This is a genomic window from Pseudomonas sp. WS 5412 (assembly GCF_012985615.1).
GTDB classification, from domain to species: domain Bacteria; phylum Pseudomonadota; class Gammaproteobacteria; order Pseudomonadales; family Pseudomonadaceae; genus Aquipseudomonas; species Aquipseudomonas shahriarae.
The window spans coordinates 78575-97281 of the sequence record NZ_JAARMB010000006.1 but is presented as its reverse complement, the minus strand read 5'-3'; the positions used below and the strand labels follow the sequence as shown (position 1 = coordinate 97281).

Annotated in this window: 31 protein-coding genes; 28 read left to right on the top strand and 3 right to left on the bottom strand. The window is 58.4% G+C overall.

Going from position 1 to position 18707, the window contains the following annotated elements; all coding sequences use genetic code 11:
* Positions 1–43: 43 nt before the first annotated feature.
* Together HBR94_RS10560 and HBR94_RS10555 are read left to right on the top strand one after the other, a co-directional pair.
* Complete coding sequence (locus HBR94_RS10560; protein ID WP_170044744.1) at positions 44–337, top strand: YdaS family helix-turn-helix protein; 294 nt, start codon at positions 44–46, stop codon at positions 335–337.
* Positions 337–891 carry a KilA-N domain-containing protein gene (locus HBR94_RS10555; RefSeq protein ID WP_170044743.1) on the top strand — a complete coding sequence of 185 codons (555 nt, stop codon included), beginning with the start codon at positions 337–339 and terminating at the stop codon, positions 889–891. Before HBR94_RS10560 ends, HBR94_RS10555 begins: the two co-directional genes overlap by 1 nt.
* A 254-nt stretch (positions 892–1145) precedes the next feature.
* On the opposite strand, the gene HBR94_RS10550 is transcribed toward HBR94_RS10555, so the two are convergent.
* Positions 1146–1535 (bottom strand): hypothetical protein, encoded by a 390-nt coding sequence (locus HBR94_RS10550; protein WP_170044664.1) that lies wholly within the window; start codon positions 1533–1535, stop codon positions 1146–1148.
* A gap of 224 nt (positions 1536–1759) precedes the next feature.
* On the opposite strand from HBR94_RS10550, the gene HBR94_RS10540 reads away from it, so the two are divergent.
* From HBR94_RS10540 to HBR94_RS10480, 13 genes are all read left to right on the top strand, one after another.
* Positions 1760–2065 carry a hypothetical protein gene (locus HBR94_RS10540; protein WP_170044741.1) on the top strand — a complete coding sequence of 102 codons (306 nt, stop codon included), beginning with the start codon at positions 1760–1762 and terminating at the stop codon, positions 2063–2065.
* Positions 2062–2331 carry a hypothetical protein gene (locus tag HBR94_RS10535; protein WP_170044740.1) on the top strand — a complete coding sequence of 90 codons (270 nt, stop codon included), beginning with the start codon at positions 2062–2064 and terminating at the stop codon, positions 2329–2331. The genes HBR94_RS10540 and HBR94_RS10535 overlap by 4 nt, the downstream gene beginning before the upstream one ends.
* Positions 2328–2615 (top strand): hypothetical protein, encoded by a 288-nt coding sequence (locus tag HBR94_RS10530; RefSeq protein WP_170044739.1) that lies wholly within the window; start codon positions 2328–2330, stop codon positions 2613–2615. Before HBR94_RS10535 ends, HBR94_RS10530 begins: the two co-directional genes overlap by 4 nt.
* On the top strand, positions 2615–3352 hold the full coding sequence (locus HBR94_RS10525) for a Rha family transcriptional regulator (RefSeq protein ID WP_262383382.1): 738 nt from the start codon (positions 2615–2617) through the stop codon (positions 3350–3352). The genes HBR94_RS10530 and HBR94_RS10525 overlap by 1 nt, the downstream gene beginning before the upstream one ends.
* The gene (locus tag HBR94_RS10520) at positions 3349–4002 is read left to right on the top strand and encodes a hypothetical protein (protein ID WP_262383381.1); all 654 of its coding nucleotides are present in this window, start codon (positions 3349–3351) and stop codon (positions 4000–4002) included. The genes HBR94_RS10525 and HBR94_RS10520 overlap by 4 nt, the downstream gene beginning before the upstream one ends.
* Entirely contained in the window at positions 3999–4235 is a 237-nt protein-coding gene (locus HBR94_RS10515; RefSeq protein WP_170044738.1) for a hypothetical protein, read from the top strand. The genes HBR94_RS10520 and HBR94_RS10515 overlap by 4 nt, the downstream gene beginning before the upstream one ends.
* Positions 4232–4996, top strand: coding sequence for a helix-turn-helix domain-containing protein (locus HBR94_RS10510; RefSeq protein WP_170044737.1), 765 nt, complete (start codon positions 4232–4234; stop codon positions 4994–4996). Before HBR94_RS10515 ends, HBR94_RS10510 begins: the two co-directional genes overlap by 4 nt.
* Positions 4983–5804: an ATP-binding protein gene (locus HBR94_RS10505; protein ID WP_170044736.1), complete on the top strand. Its 822-nt coding sequence runs from the start codon at positions 4983–4985 to the stop codon at positions 5802–5804. Before HBR94_RS10510 ends, HBR94_RS10505 begins: the two co-directional genes overlap by 14 nt.
* Positions 5801–7237: a DnaB-like helicase C-terminal domain-containing protein gene (locus HBR94_RS10500; protein ID WP_170044735.1), complete on the top strand. Its 1437-nt coding sequence runs from the start codon at positions 5801–5803 to the stop codon at positions 7235–7237. Before HBR94_RS10505 ends, HBR94_RS10500 begins: the two co-directional genes overlap by 4 nt.
* Before the next feature lie 158 nt (positions 7238–7395).
* A complete protein-coding gene (locus tag HBR94_RS10495) occupies positions 7396–7695 on the top strand; it encodes a hypothetical protein (RefSeq protein ID WP_099167751.1) in 300 nt (99 codons plus the stop codon).
* Positions 7692–8237, top strand: a complete 546-nt coding sequence (locus HBR94_RS10490; RefSeq protein WP_170044734.1) for a hypothetical protein — start codon at positions 7692–7694, stop codon at positions 8235–8237. Before HBR94_RS10495 ends, HBR94_RS10490 begins: the two co-directional genes overlap by 4 nt.
* A 160-nt stretch (positions 8238–8397) precedes the next feature.
* Positions 8398–8568, top strand: a complete 171-nt coding sequence (locus HBR94_RS10485) for a hypothetical protein (RefSeq protein ID WP_170044733.1) — start codon at positions 8398–8400, stop codon at positions 8566–8568.
* Between the two features lie 212 nt (positions 8569–8780).
* Complete coding sequence (locus tag HBR94_RS10480; RefSeq protein ID WP_170044732.1) at positions 8781–9590, top strand: hypothetical protein; 810 nt, start codon at positions 8781–8783, stop codon at positions 9588–9590.
* Between the two features lie 5 nt (positions 9591–9595).
* Here HBR94_RS10480 and HBR94_RS10475 read toward each other — a convergent pair whose 3' ends face one another.
* Positions 9596–10021, bottom strand: coding sequence for a type II toxin-antitoxin system HicB family antitoxin (locus HBR94_RS10475; protein WP_170044731.1), 426 nt, complete (start codon positions 10019–10021; stop codon positions 9596–9598).
* A 51-nt stretch (positions 10022–10072) separates the two neighbouring features.
* Positions 10073–10252, bottom strand: a complete 180-nt coding sequence (locus HBR94_RS10470) for a type II toxin-antitoxin system HicA family toxin (RefSeq protein ID WP_071486899.1) — start codon at positions 10250–10252, stop codon at positions 10073–10075.
* Positions 10253–10339: 87 nt separating this feature from the next.
* Between HBR94_RS10470 and HBR94_RS10465 the strand changes: the two genes are divergently transcribed.
* From HBR94_RS10465 to HBR94_RS10405, 13 genes are all read left to right on the top strand, one after another.
* Entirely contained in the window at positions 10340–10663 is a 324-nt protein-coding gene (locus HBR94_RS10465; protein ID WP_138454224.1) for a peptidase M48, Ste24p, read from the top strand.
* A gap of 1 nt (position 10664) precedes the next feature.
* Positions 10665–10937: a hypothetical protein gene (locus tag HBR94_RS10460; protein ID WP_170044730.1), complete on the top strand. Its 273-nt coding sequence runs from the start codon at positions 10665–10667 to the stop codon at positions 10935–10937.
* 56 nt (positions 10938–10993) lie between these two features.
* Positions 10994–11284: a hypothetical protein gene (locus HBR94_RS10455; RefSeq protein ID WP_170044662.1), complete on the top strand. Its 291-nt coding sequence runs from the start codon at positions 10994–10996 to the stop codon at positions 11282–11284.
* Positions 11284–11613, top strand: a complete 330-nt coding sequence (locus tag HBR94_RS10450) for an HNH endonuclease signature motif containing protein (protein ID WP_170044729.1) — start codon at positions 11284–11286, stop codon at positions 11611–11613. The genes HBR94_RS10455 and HBR94_RS10450 overlap by 1 nt, the downstream gene beginning before the upstream one ends.
* 155 nt (positions 11614–11768) lie before the next feature.
* Positions 11769–12212, top strand: a complete 444-nt coding sequence (locus HBR94_RS10445; protein WP_170044728.1) for a terminase small subunit — start codon at positions 11769–11771, stop codon at positions 12210–12212.
* Complete coding sequence (locus HBR94_RS10440) at positions 12212–13891, top strand: terminase large subunit (RefSeq protein ID WP_170044727.1); 1680 nt, start codon at positions 12212–12214, stop codon at positions 13889–13891. Before HBR94_RS10445 ends, HBR94_RS10440 begins: the two co-directional genes overlap by 1 nt.
* Positions 13892–14078: 187 nt before the next feature.
* Positions 14079–15290 carry a phage portal protein gene (locus HBR94_RS10435; protein WP_170044725.1) on the top strand — a complete coding sequence of 404 codons (1212 nt, stop codon included), beginning with the start codon at positions 14079–14081 and terminating at the stop codon, positions 15288–15290.
* The gene (locus HBR94_RS10430) at positions 15268–15927 is read left to right on the top strand and encodes an HK97 family phage prohead protease (protein WP_170044723.1); all 660 of its coding nucleotides are present in this window, start codon (positions 15268–15270) and stop codon (positions 15925–15927) included. The genes HBR94_RS10435 and HBR94_RS10430 overlap by 23 nt, the downstream gene beginning before the upstream one ends.
* A 10-nt stretch (positions 15928–15937) precedes the next feature.
* On the top strand, positions 15938–17143 hold the full coding sequence (locus HBR94_RS10425) for a phage major capsid protein (RefSeq protein WP_170044721.1): 1206 nt from the start codon (positions 15938–15940) through the stop codon (positions 17141–17143).
* 41 nt (positions 17144–17184) lie between these two features.
* A complete protein-coding gene (locus tag HBR94_RS10420; RefSeq protein ID WP_170044719.1) occupies positions 17185–17610 on the top strand; it encodes a HeH/LEM domain-containing protein in 426 nt (141 codons plus the stop codon).
* Positions 17603–17920, top strand: a complete 318-nt coding sequence (locus tag HBR94_RS10415; protein WP_170044717.1) for a head-tail connector protein — start codon at positions 17603–17605, stop codon at positions 17918–17920. Before HBR94_RS10420 ends, HBR94_RS10415 begins: the two co-directional genes overlap by 8 nt.
* An 11-nt stretch (positions 17921–17931) precedes the next feature.
* Positions 17932–18237: a phage head closure protein gene (locus tag HBR94_RS10410; protein ID WP_262383380.1), complete on the top strand. Its 306-nt coding sequence runs from the start codon at positions 17932–17934 to the stop codon at positions 18235–18237.
* Positions 18234–18704: an HK97-gp10 family putative phage morphogenesis protein gene (locus HBR94_RS10405; protein ID WP_170044715.1), complete on the top strand. Its 471-nt coding sequence runs from the start codon at positions 18234–18236 to the stop codon at positions 18702–18704. Before HBR94_RS10410 ends, HBR94_RS10405 begins: the two co-directional genes overlap by 4 nt.
* The last annotated feature ends 3 nt before the right edge of the window (positions 18705–18707 follow it).

Here is an 18707-nt window from a genome sequence, read left to right as displayed (position 1 = left end):
ACTGTAGCCTGTGCGCATCGTCATAAGTCCGCAGGGACAGGCAATGAATATCGATGCAATCAATTCTGCAGTTCAGGTTGTAGGAAGTCAGACAGCTCTTGCAAAAGTGCTGGGATGCACGCCGCAAAACGTTCAGCGGATGTGTGCAACCGGTAAGGTTCCCGCGAAGCATGTTTTGAAGATTGAGGCCGCCACCGGGATATCGAGGTCGTTACTAAGCCCTGAAATCTACCCGGAATCCTCGCCGACCCTGAACGAAACTCTACGCCCAAACCCGACCGCCCATCAGTCCGCTGTCGGTGCTGGTGTTTTGTCCAGTAGTGCGGAGGTGGCCTGATGAACAACGTCATCCCGTTCGACTACCTTGGAAAGCCCGTTCGCTTCAGCATTGAAGGGTGGCTTCATGCCACTAAGCTGGCCGACCGTTTCGGTAAGCGTATCGACCACTGGCTGGATAACGCAGAAACCCTGGAGTACATCCAGGCGCTTGATGAGCATCTGACCGGTGCCGACTCGAAAATTCTAGATACCCGGAATTCCGGGTATGTAAAAACCAGTAAGGCGCGGGTTGATCGTGGCGGGGGCACCTGGCTCCACCCTAAACTTGCCATTCACTTTTCCCGCTGGCTCAGTGCGAAATTTTCGGTGTGGTGTGACTCGCGTATCGAGGAGATTTTGCACCGTGTGCCATCTGCGCTTGAAGACTTCAATCGCACCTGCAAGAAATTCAATGACCGAAAGTCGCTGGCTAGCGCTCACGGCCGTGGCCTGTGGGAGTGGCGGCGTGACGAGCCCACTCTTAGCCTTGAGGTCGAGCGGAAGCTCAATCTGCTTCAGATGACGCTCGAATTAAATCGTCCAGACCAACCACGCTTGCAGGCTTTGTCATGACGGCCTGCTCATTCCCGCTGCCGACGCTGTGCGCCCGTGACGTCTTAAACAGGGCTGACACCACGGCCGCCCAGGCGCGCTGCAACAATGCGCAAGACAGTGGCGATCGGACCGTCCAGTTTCCGCATGCGGAATCTTTTGCAGGCTGCCATAGCAATTCTTTAAACAAGATTAAAAGAAATCATGGAGCCGAGAGCGGACCATTCATTCAGTCGCAGGGCAAAGCTCAGAAATGGGGCAGTACCTACCCACTATTACAGATAAGAAACTCGCCCCTCCTGAGGCTCTCGATAAGTGGGTATGGTCCGAAGCTGCACGTTTGCAGTGTAAAGGGAAGGCCCTCGCCAGGGCCTGTTCAGCGACTTCCAATGGTTGGCTTTTGCCTGCCCAATGAAAAGGAACCCGGCATGAGCCAGCACGAACCATCCCAGTTTTTGTTGTCCGGCTAAATCGCAGGCAACAAAAAGGCCCGCATTCGCGAGCCTTCTTAACCAGTCCACGCCAATGGACTTTTTTGAATCTTCGTTCTGGAGAACGATTTCATGCACCCAAAAAATAGCAACAAACCACCTGTAGCGCAAGAGGTGCTGCTTACCACTCACTCGGATTTCTACCATCAAGACGTTAGTGCTGACGGCATTCACTCGCGCCCTCTGCTTGCTGTTCAGCCTGGGCAGGACTGCGAGGAAGCTTTGAATTCCGCCTCAATGCTGCTTGGCTCTGTCGAGGAGATTATGACCGCTCTCACTGACGAAGGGCTTGAGACGAATGCCATCTATGGACTTCGCTTTCTGATTGAGACCTCAAGGGCGTTAATGGATTCGACTATTTGTTCCGTGATGGCGGCTAAACGCCAAGGCGGTGCCCAATGATCACCAAAGAGCAACTGCAAGCCGTAGCGCTCAAGAGCATCGATTTTGGCGGCATCGACAACGACCTTTTCCAGGTCCATGCGGGCGGAGATATTGAGCAGTCACTCGCTCTTGCCAGTGATCTCAACCTCGCTTTGACCACCCTCTGCGATCGCCTGGACTTTAGCACCAATAACAACGGAGACCCTGTGACTTGCGCAGAGCTTCGGGCGCTGGCTCACATTTCCAGTACCGCGAACGCGCTGATTCAGCAGGTTCGTTATGGCCTGCGCGCCGAAATTGTAGTGGGAGAGCAGGCATGAAAACCGATCTTCTCACCCTCGAGCATCCTTTCTGCGTGCGCGGAAATATCGAAATTCTCAGCGCGGCCGGCGATGTGCCGATTCATGACTCGCTTGAGGCTGCAACCGAATACCTCGAAGCGGTTGTTCATGGTCTCCGCGATCTGATGTGCACGCCCGAGGTGTCGAACCTCGCCACGTTGACCTTCTTCGCCGCCGAGACTGCGCTGGCGCTGATCTATAGCGCTGCCGCCTCCGTTGATCCTTCGACCGGGGGTGAACTGTGAAGACCTCTATCCCTAAATCCAAACGACCTCTCGCGCGTGCCTCCTGCCGTCCTTTGATGGATGTAGCCAACGAAGCCTTGGACGATATGGAAGTAGCGAAGTACGCGCTCCGGAACGCGAAATACTTGTTCAAGGCAGTGCTGAAACTCCTGCCAGAAGGCGATGTGGCGCGAGAGCTCGCTCGTATTGGCGATGAGCATTGCGAGGAGTGGGAGACCAACCTCGAAGGTTGGAAGCTCAAGATGCAGATCGACCTTGAAGAAATTGACCGGGAGACACCCTGATGACCATCGCCAAATTCCAAGGCGGCGATGCCGTCACCATGTCCTCCCGCGAAATTGCGGAGCTCACTGGCAAGCGTCATTTTCATGTGACGACAGACATCGAGAAGATGCTCGCCGACCTAAAAGAAGATGCCACGGGTTTTCGTGCCATCTATTTGGACAGCATGAACCGTGAGCAAACCGAGTACCTGCTCGACCGTGAGCACACTGACTGCTTGCTTACGGGCTACAGCGCAGCCATGCGGATGGTGGTGATCAAGCGCTGGCGCGAACTGGAAGAGCAAGCCGCTCGCCCGATGACCCAGGCCGAGATCACCGCCGCCAACGCGAACCACCTGGTGGCTGTCGAGCGCCAGCAGCGGGAACAGCAGGTGGCGCTGGAGCGGATCGAAACCCGGGTGGCCAACGTCGAGCAGGTTCGCTACCTCGACTCAAGGCCCGCCGGCTTTGAGTCGATGACCACGATCCGCGAGCGCATCAACCTTCGTCACGGCATTCCGCCCTGGGTGATCAATGCAGTGATGCGCGACATCCCCGGTGCGCCGCTGCCGTTCGCCATGGTGCGCAGTAATCACGCTGACGACGGCGCGCAGCCGTACGCCATCTGGCCAAAGGCCGATATCACCCGCCGCTTCGACCGCTTCGTCACCGAGTGCACGTTGGTGACCGCTGAGCGAGCCACCCATCCCGATATTCAGCAAGGCCGCTTCAAGCTGCGCCAGAGGACTTCCGCATGAACGCACGACACAGCAGTACCGAGCAGTTACCCGCGGGCTTCAGCCTGGTGCGTGAACTTGTCCGCATAGCACAAAAGCCCGGTGCCAGCATGAGCACCAGTCTCATAACCACCCGCCGTATCTGCCGGGTTTTCGGCGAGCGTTTCGACGCTATTAGGTCGGAGAGGCGGGCGTTTCGCCGCGAAGCGGGCAAGTTGCGCCATCACCTTCCCTTCACGGCAAACAAGATCTACGAGCTCCAGGAGCAATCAAGTCAGCATCGCAAGGAGCAGTTTGACGACTTGCGAAAAGTGTTGGCTGGCTTTGGCCGCTCGTTGATGCTCGATACCGAAGGGCTCACGGACGGTCTGGGCTTTGACCGCCTGTGCGACCTGTTGGAGGTCAACACCGTCGAGCGTGAGAAGGTAAGGATGGATGGGAGCGCTTCGGTCTCGGATCTGGTGTTTGCCCATGCGGTCGAGGAGAGCGCCGCTCGCCGCAGGCAAGAGTGGAACGACACTCCACTGTTTAACGCTTGCCACCTGGCCTTTGCGGACTTCCTCAAGGAGTGCCCGCGCGACCTGTTGCCTGATCCGTTCGCACCTGGCGCGCCATTTGGTCCGAAACTCCCACCGACCTTGACGGTTGTCGCTGGAGGGAAGGCGCAATGACTACTCCCTCGGAATCAACTACCGGAATCCCCGTAGTTACCGCCACCACTGCCGAAGTAGTTGCCGGCCCCTGGCCCAACTACTCCAACTGCCGCCACCTACCTGAGCGCGACCGCTGGGAGGTCTACGCCATGGCGAAGGCCTCGCGTGGCGCCCTGGAGGATCGCGGCGTGGTCATGACCGAGAGCTATGACGCGTTCATTGCCCGGGTAACGCGGGAGCTGGACCTATGACTGTCGATACTCCACGCAAATTCCAGGGCGTATGGATTCCAGCGGAACGTTGGCTTGATCGCACGCTGTCGCCCAATGAGAAGGTAATGCTGGGTGAAATATCCAGCCTGGAGGCTGGCGCACGGGGTTGTTACGCGACCAACGCGCACTTCGCCGAGTTCTTCAATCTTTCGATCTCGCGAGTCTCGGAGATCATCAGCGGGCTGGTTGATAAGGGGCACCTGCGTGTCGAATTGATCCGCGAAGGCAAGCGCGTAGTCGAGCGCCGCCTGCGACTTGTCGACCCCTTCGGTTTTCCGAATACCCCTTCGGGAAACGCTGCGAACCCCTTCGGAAAAGACGGTGAACCCCCTTCGGAAAACACGCAGGGGAACAATACACAGAGCAACAATACAAAGAGCATTAAAAACACTTCGGCATCAGGCGCTAAAAAAGTGGCTTTGGATGAAGGGTTTGAACAGTTCTGGAAGTTGTACCCGAAGAAGAAAGCTCGCAAGGAAGCGATCAAGGCATGGGCGAAGCTGAAACCGAACGATGAGCTGCGCCAGACCCTGATCACCGCTCTGGGTAGCCACTGCGTTTCCGAGGACTGGGCCAAGGAAAACGGCCGCTACATCCCGAACGCCGCAACCTGGATCAATGGTGAGCGCTGGACTGACGAACTTAAGCCCGCATATGGCGCCACGCACCACTCCAGCCAGAGCGCCGTCCTCAGCGTGCCTACCCATACCCAGGAGATGTACCCCAATGACCGTTTCTAAATTCATCCTGGCGCCGGAACTGGCTGAAACCCGTGAGAAGTCGTGCGGTACTCCAGGGCACAACGCGTTCAAGCAGTCGCTGGTGGAGCAGTTCGACGGATCGTGGAAGCTCAACACCTGCCCGGCCTGCCGCTGGCAAGCGCTGTACAACACGCCAAAGGATCGCGAGGAACATTTGCAGGCCGTGGCCCAAGTTGAAGCTGAGCGCCTCAACAGCGACCTCATAGCCACCGGCATCACGCCGCGCTTTCGCAAGTGCGGCCTCGACAGCTACGTAACTGACGATGACAAGGCCAAGCATCGCGCGCTGAGCATCTGCCGTAAGTACGCCGAGGGCTTCGAGGATCACTTGACCGCCGGCCGCGCCCTGATGCTGATGGGCGAGATCGGTACCGGCAAGACGCACCTGGCCTGCGCGATCCTGCAGCACGTTGTCCACACTGGTGGGTATACCGGGTTGATCGTCACCGCGGAGTCGATCACACAGGCCGTGACCGATAGCTTCCGCAATAACTCGGGGCCATCCAAGACGGATCTGATCAACGAGCTGGCATCTGTCGATCTGCTGGTGATCGATGAGGTTGGCGTGCATAGCGTTCGCGCTGGCAAGGACTTCACGCCAAGCCTGTTGCATGAGGTGGTCGACCGCCGCTACCAATTGATCAAACCGACCATCCTGGTGAGCAATCAGAAACCTGAGGATCTGCACAGCTTCATCGGTCCACGCGCAGCTGACCGGTTGCGTGAAAATGGTGGGCTGCTGGCGCCATTCACCTGGAAGTCGGCGCGGTCGGGAGGCTTGGCATGATGGCTTACCCTGAAATTGACGACTCTTCATCGTCCTACCAGCAGGTTCCCGACTCGGCGCTATACAGCCATGAGGCTGAATACGCCCTGATCGGCAGCATGATCCAGCAATCTGACTTGATCGATGAGGCCGGGGGGAAACTGTCCATTGCGGATTTCCACCATCCCGCCTGCGCCGAGTTGTTCGAAGTGGTGCTGGGGCTGCGCTCCAGAGGTCGCGCGGTGGACGTTGTGACCATCTGCGAGGCTCGCCCCTTCCTTGCTGACGGGCAAAGCTCAGTGGCCGTTGTGGGGCTGCTGGTGCAGAACACACCGAGCGCCGCGAACTTTGACGAATACGCGCGGGTCGTCAAGCAGCGCTCTGTGGCTCGCCGGGTTATCGCCGCCGCGAGAATCATGAGCCAGCGCCTGATCGATGGCGAGCCGCTGGACGATGTTCTGAGTCAGGGCCAGCAGGCTTGGGTGTCGCTTGAGGCGGAAGGGCTCGACTCACGACGCCGGTACCGGTTCATCAAGGACATCCTGCCCGAAGCGATCGATGGCGTTGATCGCCGATTCAATCGGACTGCAAGCCTTGGGTTTGATACGGGCCTACCGTCGCTGGATGAGTTTATCCCAGGTATCTGCCCTGGCCACGTTGTGGTGGTAGCCGGGACGCCCGGTAGCGGCAAGACCACCTTGGGCCTGGGCATTGCCGAGCGTGTCGCCCTGGTCAAGAACGAGCCGTCGCTGGTGTTCTCGCTGGAAATGACGGACGTGGAACTGACGAACCGTTCCCTGGCCTCGGTGGGTGGCGTCCAGCTCAAGCACATCAGCGAAGGACACTCGATGACCGACGCTGATTGGCCGGGCCTAACCTCGGCGGTGAACAAGCTGATGGATGCCCCGCTGATCATGTGCGACGACTCGTCGCTGACACTGCGGGACATTCGGCAGATCTGCCGCACAGTGAAGCGCGAACACGGCCTGGCGTTCGTCGCCCTGGATTACATCGGCCTGGTCAACGGCGAAAACAAGTCGTCCAGCCGATACGAAACGGTCACCGAGATCAGCAAAGGATTGAAGCGCCTGGCAAAAGAGCTGGCGGTGCCCATCGTGGTGCTGGCCCAGCTCAACCGAGGCCCGAGCAATCGCCCCAATAAGCGCCCGACCAAAAGCGACCTGCGCGACTCCGGGCAGATCGAGGCCGACGCTGACGTGGTGATCCTGGTGCATCGCGATGGTGAATCCGACGCCGGAAAGGCTGGCGTCACAGAGCTGATCGTCGACAAGAACAGGCACGGGCCCACGGGCTCATGCCGCGTGCAGCACCAGGGTGCCTATCACCGGTTTGTTGAGCTTATCGGCAACCCGTATCCATCAGAGGAAGAGGTCGAGATGGGCCGCCCACTCGCCAGCAAGTACAAGGGGAGGAGGAACGATGAGAAGTTCTGACCTGTTAGACCGGATGGACCAAGGCTCAGATGCCGTGCAGACAGGCGTTAGATTCGGAGATTCACGGAATCCCCTACAGGCCCCGCCGTACAAGGCGTGCGACCACATTCGACAATTAACCATAGTGGAGGTTTGTAAAAGCCTCGGGAGTGCCGCAAATGAATAACGTGACGGCGGCATTGCCGCGCAAAAGCCTGCAGGAACATGAGCGCAAGTTCTTGAAGATCGCCGGCGAGGGGCTGGCCCAGGAGAAGGTTGGCGGCGCTGCAGCCATGGCCTGCCTCTTGGATATGGTCGCCAGTTGGCACGCAACCCGGGTCAATATCGAGTTTGGGGATTACTGCAAGCGCTGGGTGGCAGAGGGGAACGCCAAGAGCAAATCGGCCGACAAGCTGTTGCGCAACCTGCTTGGCCTGGACGACAACCCACCACCGCGCCGCATTCGGAGGGCTGCATGACTGTTTATCGCGATGCTGCACACTGCATCAGTCGGGTGATGTCTATCGAGATCCACGACGGCACGAAAAAGGCCTCATGGCAGCGCAAGTACAAAGCCACCTTCGATGATGAGTTGCCCGGAGGGTCGGTAAGCGATGATCTATCCCCGGAGGAGCGGCTGACTCAGGATTCAATGACCCGGGCGACCATCAAGCGAGCGCTACCGGAGATCCAGTGGCAGGCGCTGGTGGGCAAGTACTCGATCAACCAGAATGAGGTGAGGATCGCCGCCGCGTATCTCACCCCCAGGGTTGTCAGTCCCGCCCACCAACTTTTCAAGACCAAGTGCGTTATGGCCTGGATGGTTCCGGAGAGGCGGAACGGGCTACCGGGGTCGTTCTATGTGCTGCACAGTTGGGATGCCGATGGCACGCCGGAAAGGACGCTACGCCGCTGGCGTTCGATCACCAAGCGCTGGCTGGATGACCAGGTGAGTGCGGCGCACATAGCTGTAGAGGTGCTGCTCGAGGAGCGCGGTCTTTTGCTTCAGCAGGTTGCTTGACAGTGACCGAGTGACCGCGTAGATTTCGAACCTGCGGTTTGGTGCATCACAGGATGACGCCCAAACAGAGAAAGCCCGGCCATTGAGTCGGGCTTTTTTTATGCCAAAATTCAGAGCCCAGCCACCGTGCTGGGCTTTTTCGTTTCAATTGGAGAGCCCCATGGCCAAGACCATCGACGAACTAATCATCAGCCTTCAAGCCGTCCTCGAAGCACATGGTGGTGATCTCCAGCTGAAGGGGATCACCGGTGAAACGTCCAGCGAGTACCGCCGCAATGATGCTGGCGAGGAAGAGCTGTACGCCATCCGGTTCCCCTCCGAGAAAAACTAATTTGTAGCGTGAAGCCATAGCCAGGGTGGGCCTTCGGGCGGGCCTGGACGCGGTATAGCCGGTAGTCACGCGTTACGGAAGAACACCGGCAGTTTGAGCAGCTCATTCCTGTGCTATTGGGGCTGGCTCAAGCAGACCGAGGGGAAAGACCCTCACACCTATTTCAAGGCTCGCCATGTCGGCGGGCCTTCGTCGTTTCTGGAGCACAGCAAATGTCCGGTTCGTTGCAATCCCATGACTACGTGCAGGGCATGTCCGGTTTGAGGATCGATTTCAGGACGGGCGAGCTTGAGCTGAACAGCCTCCGGCTCCAGGTCGGAAGCCTACCGAGCGACCCGCAACTGGTCACCGTCATCGCCGGCGAATGGTCCGACAGCGACCTTCCAAGGAACGCCATCGAGCGATACAAGTTCATTGGTGACCAGGTAATGAAGATCCCCGAAGGGTACCGAGACAGCGCTGAGTTCACGGCCGAGGGTTTCTGGCTTGATCGTGATGGCACTGACCACCGCACCACCTTGACCTACCAGCGCCGCGAAACGGCTGAAGAAGTTGAAGCGCGGCAGGAGAAGGCCAAGGCCGGCGGGTCTGGTATCAAGCTCCTGGATGGCGTTCTTACGATCACCCATGATGGTGTTGTTCGGGCCCAGTTGACCGGCTTACTGGACTTGCGCGAACCCGAGCAAACTAAGCCATTCAAGGTCGAGGGCGGCAAGGTCTACATTAACGAGGACTTCCTCGCGGAAGGCATGGCCACAAGCGAGGGGCTCCATGGCGCCTGGTTCGGCCCATGCATGTGCGCTGGCGGTTACACCGGCACCGTGTCGGAACCGGGCGCTGCGTTGAAGGCTGGCGGCGTTAACGCGGCGCTAGACCGAATGGCTGCTGTCATCCGGGAAACCAAACTCTACGAGCCGCTTCTGGCTGATTCCGAGCAGTTCAAAGCCAGCTTTGCCGATGACGTGAAGGACGTGATCCGCTCCGAGCTGCGCCAGGGCGGCCTACTCTGGCGCCGGGGTTAGAACAGTCAGGCAGCCAGGACAGAAACCTCCAAGCGTTTGCCCAGGGCGGCCAGCGCCTTCTCGATAGCTTCCATTTTCGACGTGTGGAGGAAGTCGACAAGACGGTCGCCCTGAGTCTGGGCCAGGCCCAAGAGCCGGCACAGATCAGCCTTGCGCATATCCCGCGCCATCATTTCGTTCCAGAGGACGATCTTCGCCACGGTAACGGCTGGCAAGTAGATGACTTGTTCGCCTGGTTGTGGCGCGGACGCCTCTGGGATCGCTCGACGCTGATCCACGTAGATGGACAGAGTTGTTTCAATTGCGTCCACCGCTTCACTGATGGCGTGTTCTTTGTCGTCGCCGTAGCTGTTCAGCTCTGGCAGATCGCGGCAGAACACAGCCAGCCCTGGTGCGCTGTCTTGCTCAAAACGGATTGCGTAGTTGTACATGGTCACTCCTTGGAGGTGATCGCCCAGCGTTCAGATGTGGTGAAGGGGCTCTCAGAGCCCCAGTTGTTTAATGATCGCCTTGCGGGTCGGTTCCGGCATTTCCTTGGAGCCGTGATCCGCGAAGGTGCTTCTGTTGCCGTTTGGGGCGGTGACTTTGAAGTGGCTTCCTTTGCCTGCTTCGAAGATCACCCCTTGGGCCTTCAACCATCGTCTGAACTCGCTGAACTTCATCACCTCGCCTCGTTGTTTGGATGAATCCAGTATACAACGTTTTTGTGGTTATACAACAATTTTGTATTATTTATTTTGGAGAGACCAATGGCAGAACCAGCGAGCACCGCCGCCAGCGTAGTGCTGGTCAAGTACGGCGTGGTCATGGCTGCATTCATCGGCTCGATCCTATCCCTGGGTTTCTTGAGGGACTTGACCCGGTGGCAGGCGGCCTCAGCTGTCCTCACCGGCTTCCTGTTCTCGGTGTACCTGACGCAGCCCGTAACGATCTGGCTCGCCCCCAAGCTTGAGATGGCAGTGACTGATGATCTGTTGTGTGGCGTGGCATTCGTGCTTGGGTTGACAGCGATGAACATCATCCCGGCAATCAAAGCAGCAGCGGGGTCGTTCCCGACTGCGCGAGGTGCCTGACATGAACAGCATCCTTGTTTCAGCGCTGGGGGTATTCGATGCGCTTCTGTGCGTATTGGTGGCCCTGGCTGCGTGTGACTACCTTCGCCGGATTCGCCCGGTCGATCAGCCGCTACTGTGCGCTGCCTTCTACCTGGTCGCCATTGGTGCGTTCGGTGCCTTCGTGACTGCCATCCAGGGGCATTGGGTCAACCCGTTCGGCGTGATGCTTCATGCCGGTGTGGTGGCTTATGCCTGGGCGAGACGCGGCTATGTCTTCGGCAAGGCCGAATAATCCGCGCCACGTTTTCGAATGCGCCAAATCGTGGCGCGCAATCATGAGGATTCACCATGGGAGTTCTAACGGGTCGCCCGCGCTTCAATCCCAACGAGGAGCAGAGGAAGGCGATGCGCCTGGTTGAAACCCTGGTCAACGACGGTCACCTGGTGCTGGAGCCTGATCGGTATGTTCCGAATGGTGGGCTGCGGTTTCGCCGGCCAGATCCTGCCCCTGCGCCACCAGCATCACCACCCATGCGCACCCCGAACGCCGCCCACGTCGCAAGTCTTGCGTCAGTGCTGATCGTGCTGGTGTTCATTGCTGGTGTAGTGGTCGGTGCCAAGATGGCAGGAGGCTGGTGATGGCCAAGCTGAAGATGCACAGGTCATCACTGAAGATGGCCGCAATCCAAACCTTAAAGGTTCACGTCGTGGCTGACAGGCGAATCACTGGTCGCCGGCTCCAGGCCCGGCGCCTGGCTGTGTGGCGACAAGATCCAACCTGCGCTACCTGCGGCCGAGTGGTCAACTTCCCTGATGGTTTCGAGTTGGACCACAAGACTCCGCTGTTCATGGGTGGTGAGGATGTCGAGGCGAACTGCCAGGTGCTCTGTGTGCGCTTCGAGTTGGTCGATGGCCAGCGCATCAAGAAGGGCTGCCACGCATCCAAGACATCGACTGAGGCGCCCTGAACCTGCCAGGTCACGACGCACCGAAATGGTGCTTGGGTCGGGGCTTTGGCGTGCCACAAGGGGGGGGAGGGGGTAAAACCTCAGACCTCCTTTGCTCGGAAACCTCACCCTCTCCCATTCGTAGATTTTATTCCCGTTAACAGGATCCGTTAACTATGGCGTTAACCGAACAAAAGCGCCGGTACGCCGAAGCGCGGCTGTCCGGTGAAAGCAAGAAGCAGGCAGCGATATCTGCTGGATGCCCCGAAAAGACTGCATCGCAGGCGGCATCTCGGCTCGAAAAAGATCCGGAGGTTCAGGCGGCGATAGGGCGGTCGACGGCTGTTAAGTCTGTCGCGGCGACAGTCGCACCATCTGGCGATCCAGACCCCTACATCCCAAAAGCTGCCGCCGACCCGCTGGAGTTCTTCAAGGGCATGATGAATGACCTTGAGGCCGATCCTAAGTTACGCCTGGACGCAGCGAAGGCGCTGGCAAGTTTCACGGTCAGCAAGCCTGGGGAGAAGGGCAAGAAGGAGCAAGTGCAGGAGGCCGCCGAGCAGGTGAACTCGGGCAGGTTTGCGTTGCGTAAGCCGGGGCAGCTAAAGGCGGTTAAGTGATGAGCTGGACGACCAGTTGCCCAGACTGGGAAGCGCGCATTGTCGATCAAGAGTCGATCATGCCTCTGCTCCCGATATTCCAAGATCAAGCTGATGACGCGCTCGACGTGTTCTGCAACTTGCGGATGGTTGATGCGATTGGCAGCCCCCTGATGGGCGAAACATGCGAACCGTGGGTGCTGGAGTTGGTAGGAGTGCTGTTCGGCGCCTATGACGTTGAGACCCGGCGCCGACTGATCACCAACTTCTTCCTGATGGTCAGCAAAAAGAACGGCAAGAGCACTATCGCTGCCGGGATCATGCTTACCGCGCTGATACTAAATGCTAGGCCTTCAGGTGAGTTCATCATCCTGGCGCCAACCAAGGAAGCCGCTGACAACGCCTATAAGCCGATCCGAGACATGATCAAGGCGGATGAGGAGTTGGAGGCGCGTTTTCATGAGCAAGAACACCTTCGCTTGATCACCGACCGGTTGAATCAGGCGACGCTGAAGGTGGTGGCCGCAGACAGCGCGACGGTCACCGGCAAGAAGGCCATCGGCGTATTCATCGATGAGCTTCACGAATTCGGTAAGCAGGCCAAGTCGGCAAACATGCTGACCGAGGCAACGGGCGGCTTAGCATCTCGGCCAGAGGGCTTTGTCTTCTACTGCACGACGCAGTCGGCGTCACCACCCGCTGGCGTGTTCAAAGCCAAGCTGGATTATGCCCGCGGCGTGCGCGACGGCAGGATCATCGACAAACGATTTTTGCCAATCATCTACGAATTCCCGAAACGGATGATTGAGCAAGGCCTGCACAAGGATCTAGCTAACGCCTACGTGACCAACCCGAACTGGGGTGTTTCGGTAGATCAGCAAGTGATTGAGCAGAAGTACCAGGAAGCCCAAGAGGCTGGCGAAGAGGCCGTCCGAGACTTCCTGGCCAAGCACATGAACGTAGAGATTGGCCTGGCACTGCTAAGCAATCGCTGGCCGGGCGCTGAGTTCTGGGAGGCGCAGGCGCGTGAGCGCGTGACGCTGGAATACATCCTCCGCCGCAGCGAAATCGTGACCATCGGCATCGACGGTGGCGGCCTTGACGACTTGCTAGGCCTGGCGGTTTTGGGGCGGGACAAGGATACCCGTGAGTGGTTGGCCTGGTGCAGGGCATGGGCGCACCCATCAGTGCTTGAGCGGCGCAAGGACATTGCGGCGAACCTTCACGACTATGCCCGCAGCGGCGACTTAGTGATGGTTGAGCATATTGGCGATGACGTGGCCGAGGTCGCCGACATTGTTGAGCAGGTTGAAGCCTCTGGCCTTTTGCATCAGGTCGGGCTCGACCCGGCGGGAATCGGCGCCATTCTCGAAGCGATCATTGCGCGAGAGGTCAGTCAAGAGAAGGTTGTCGGCGTTAGCCAGGGCTGGCGACTCGGCGGGGCGATCAAGACCACTGAGCGAAAGCTCGCCGAGGGCGGGCTTATTCATGCCGACCAACCCTTGATGAATTGGTGCTGCGGTAACGCAAGGGTCGAGCCCAAGGGCAATTCAATCTTGATTACAAAGCAGGCCAGCGGCTCGGCAAAGATCGATCCGCTAATGGCTCTGTTCTGCGCGGTTTCGCTGATGGCAACGAACCCGAAAGTGGAAGGCACCCTTTCCGACCACATCATGAAGCACGGACTAAGAACCCTATGACCGATGAAATTAAGGCGCCAAAGCTTGCTGCGCTGAAGGAAGCCCTGCCTGACGTTATCGGGATACTTGGGCTTGGCCTGCTGACCCGGGGTTTGTGGGCATGGATGGGTGAACCTCTGGCCCTGACTGTTTGCGGAGCGCTCCTGATCACCTTGTCTGTTGTTTCGATAGTGCGGGGTAGTCGGTAATGCTTCGATCACTCCTTGGAAGAAAGAGCGCCTCCCAGGCAATCGATACTTCGGAGAAGCTCGCTAAAGCCCTGGGAGAAGGATACGAGAGCAACTCAGGACAGCGCGTCACTACGAATAGCGCCATGCAACAGTTAGTCGTATTCAACTGTGTCCGAGTCTTGGCGGAGTCGATGGGGATGCTTCCTTGTCAGCTTCTCAAAAAGACCGATCGAGTCCGGTTGCCTGCTACCGGCCACCGGCTTTACCCGCTCATTACCATGGCTCCCAACAGCTACATGACCGCTCAGGAGTTCTGGGAGCTGCTGGTGGCCTGTCTGTGTCTGCGCGGTAACTTCTATGCCTACAAGGTCTCGGCGCTGGGGAATGTGGGCGAGCTGTTACCACTAAACCCAGACATCGTCAGACCGAAGCTCAAGGACGACTGGACGGTTGAGTACACCGTCAACTTCAAGTCAGGCACCAAGGTTCTGACGCAGGATGAAATTTGGCATGTTCGGCTGTTCACGCTGGATGGCCTGAATGGGCTTAACCCGATTGCCTATGCCCGCCAGGCGCTTGGTCTTGGTCAGGCTATGGACGCCCATGCAGCCAAGCTGTTTACCAATGGCGCCGTTACAAGTGGCGTATTGCGCACCGAGCAGGAGCTGTCTCCCGAAGCGTTTGATCGGCTCAAGACGGAGTTTCAGGGCGAGCACATGGGAGTGGCCAACGCCTATAAACCAATGATCTTGGAGATGGGGCTGGATTGGAAACCAATCAGCCTCAGCGCCCAGGACACCCAGTTCATCGAATCCAAGAAGCTGACCGAGGCACAGATCTGCGGCTTGTTCCGCGTGCCGCCGCACCTGGTGGCCAGCATGGAAAAGATGACGCTCAACAACATTGAGCACATGGGTATGAGCTTCGTGAACTACTCACTGGTTCCGATCATGACCCGCATCGAGCACCGCATTCGGGTCGGGCTACTCAACGAGAAAGATCGCCTAACTCACTACGCCAAGTTCAATGCCGGCGCCCTGATGCGCGGCGATCTTAAAGGGCGATACGAATCCTACGGCAAGGGTATTCAGTGGGGGATTTTGAGCCCTAACGACTGCCGCGAGCTGGAGGACGAAAACCCCCGTGATGGCGGCGACATCTATCTCACCCCAATGAACATGACCACCAAACCAGAGGCTGCCGACGATGCAGACAAAACAGCGTCTTGACGTGCCGCTGACCATTAAACAGGTCAGTGACAGCGGCGAGTTCGAAGGCTATGGCTCCGTGTTTGGTGTCGAGGATAGCTACAGCGATGTTGTTGTGCGCGGCGCATTCACCGCAAGCCTGGCCAGATGGAAAGAGAAAGGCCGCCTGCCGGCGATGCTCTGGCAGCACCAAATGAGCGAGCCGATCGGCATCTACACAGAGATGCGCGAGGACGACGTGGGCCTGTACGTCAAAGGCCGACTGCTTGTTGATGATGACCCGCTGGCCAAGCGAGCGCACGGGCACATGAAGGCGGGAAGCCTTACCGGGCTATCCATCGGCTACATGCTCGAAGACGGCGGTTACGAATACGACAAGGAAAAGGGCATCTGGCTGCTGAAGGCTATCGACCTCTGGGAAGTATCCCCGGTCACCTTCCCGGCCAACGACGAGGCCCGGATCACTGATGTGAAATCTCTGCTGGCCCGCGGCGAAACACCGCCGCCCAGCAAAGTGGAGCGAGCCCTTCGAGAGGTTGGGTTTTCTGGCTCCCAGGCCAAGGCCTTTATGGCCAAGGGCTACGGCGCAGTTTCACCGCGAGAGGCGGGTGCCGACGAAGCACTGCAATTCCTCAAAACCCTATCTGATCGAATGTAAGGAGCCTCTCATGGCTGTTGAAATCAAAGACGTACAAGACGTTGCCGAAGCATTGGGCAAGAAGTTCGACGAGTTCAAGGAAAAGAACGACAAGCGTATCGATGGCTTGGAAGCCGAAAAGGGCAAGCTGTCCGGCCAGGTCGATACCCTCAACGAGAAGTTGAGCGAGTTGGATGAGCTGAAAAGCAATCTGGAAAAAGAGCTGTTGTCCCTCAAGCGCCCAGACGGTACCGGCACCAAGGCCGCCAGTGAGCACAAGACCGCATTCATGCAGTTCGTGCGCAAGGGCATCGAGACCGGCCTGGGCGAACTGCAGGCCAAGGCATTGCAGGTTGGCGTTGATGCAGATGGTGGCTTCGCCGTTCCCGAAGAGCTGGATCGCAGCATCATCGAACTGTTGCGCGACACCTCGCCAATGCGCCAGGTCTGCAACCAGATCACGGTCGGCAGTCCAGACTACAAGCGTCTGGTGAACCTCGGTGGTAACGGTGCTGGCTGGGTTGGCGAAACCGAAGCGCGCCCGGCAACCAATACTCCGAAGCTGGGCAACATCTCTGCGTTTATGGGTGAGCTGTACGCCAACCCACAAGCCACTCAGACCAGCCTTGACGACATCTTCTTCGATGCCGAGGGTTGGTTGAATGGTGAGGTTGCCCGCGACTTCGCCGAGAAGGAAGGTAATGCTTTCCTGAAGGGTGATGGCGTCAACAAGCCTAAAGGTCTGCTGGCCTACGGCCTCGACCTGAAGACCGACGACGACCGCGCGTTTGGCGTTCTGCAAAAGCTTGTCTCTGGCAGCGCTGGCGCGATCACTGGCGACAGCCTGATCAACCTGATTCACGCCCTCAAGGCGGGCTACCGTGCCAACGGCACCTGGATGATGGGCAACCTGACCGTTGCTTATGTCCGCAAGCTGAAGGATAGCGAGGGTAACTACCTCTGGCGCCCAGGCCTGGAAGCGGGCGCTCCGTCGGTCATTCTGGGCTACGGCATCACCGAAAACGAAGACATGCCGGATGTCGCCGCCGATGCCAACGCCATTGCATTTGGCGACTTCAAGCGTGCTTACACCGTTGTCGACCGTATTGGCACCCGCGTGCTGCGCGATCCCTACACCAACAAGCCGTTTGTTGGCTTCTACACCACCAAGCGCGTCGGCGGCATGCTGGTCGACTCCCAGGCTGTGAAGATTCTCACCCTGAGCGCCGCTGCCTAAATGGGCGGGCGCCTACGGGCGCCCAGCCTGCTGGAGGATTTATGCCGATCATTATTGTGAAAAAGCCGTTCCCATTCTCTGCGGATGGCAACCATGTAGTTGAGGTTCCTGTTGGCGAGCAGGATGTCTCGGAGCGTTGCGCGCTGGTGGCTGTTGAGCACCTGGGCGTGGCCACCTATCTCGATCAGCAAAGTCTCTCAGGGCTGAAGTTGGACGGGCCGACCATCGCTGAGTTTGTCGAGGCCGGTTACCTGGCGATCAACTATCCGCCAGAGGGCTATGCATCGCGCAGCTCTCAGGATGAGATTGATCTGGCAGTACAAGCACAGAAAGATGCTGATACCGAAACTGACCCGCTCAAAATGACAGTGCCAAAGCTGAAGGAGTGGCTTACCGCCAAGAGTATCGCCTTCGATCCGGCGCTGAAGAAGCCAGAGCTTCAGGCCCTGGTCCCAGCGGGTGATTGATCTGTCCATCGTCAAGGTTCACTTACGGGTCGACCATGACGACGAGGATGCGCTAATTGAGGGCTACAGGGATGCAGCTCTCAGCGCGTTTGAGACCTGGACCAATCGGACTCTAATCGATCCCGCCGAGGCCCTGCCTGATCCCGTCGGTAATGCGCTACGACTGAGCAAATCGATACAGCAGGGTGCGCTCTTACTGATCGGGCACTGGTACGGCGGCCGTGAAGCTGTGGTGATCGGGACTATCACTGCTGAGTTGCCAATGGCGACCAACGCGCTTTGGAAGCCTCATCGTTGGGTGAATATATGAGAGCTGGCCCAATGCGTCACCGCTGCATGCGGCGCGGCTATATCGAAGGCAAGGATGGCCTCGGCCAGCCCTCAAAGGTCTGGGGAGACCTGGGCAAGCTCTGGGCGGAGATCAACATTCCCTCCGGACGCATGTACGAGGCCGCGTCACAGATGCAGGTCACGGTCACCGCCGAGATCAACATCCGCTACCGCAAGGACGTGGTGGCGGGCCAGCACCTGGTGCATGACGGCAACACTTACGAAATCATCGCGCCGCTGGCTACCAACCAGCGGGACATGCTGAAACTCATGTGCAAAACGGTGAAACCCAAATGAGCAACGGATCGCTGACAGTTCTGGGGCTTGGCGAGTTGCAGGTCGACTTCGAGCGGCTGGCCAAGTCTGTCGGTAACAAGGTAGTTCGGGACGCCGTCATGGCCGGCGCTCGCGTTGCCAGAGACAAGGTGCGTGGCACTGCGCCTGTTCGCACCGGCAAGCTGAAGAAGAACATCGCGGCGGTGCGTCTCAAGCAGGCTGATACACCGGGCGGCGCGACCGCCGGCATCCGTGTAAAGAAGCCAGCCGGCAAACAATCCAAGGCACTCAAGCGCCCTGGAAAGAAAGGCCGCAACAGCAAAACCGAGTGGGATGCCCCGTTCTACTGGAAATTCCTGGAGCTTGGCACTTCGAAGATGCAGGCCCACCCCTTCATCCGGCCGGCCTGGGACGGCAGCCTTCCTGAGATTGAGAAGGCTGTCGCTGACAAGTTGGCCGAAGGCATCGACAACGCCATCACCCGGTAAACC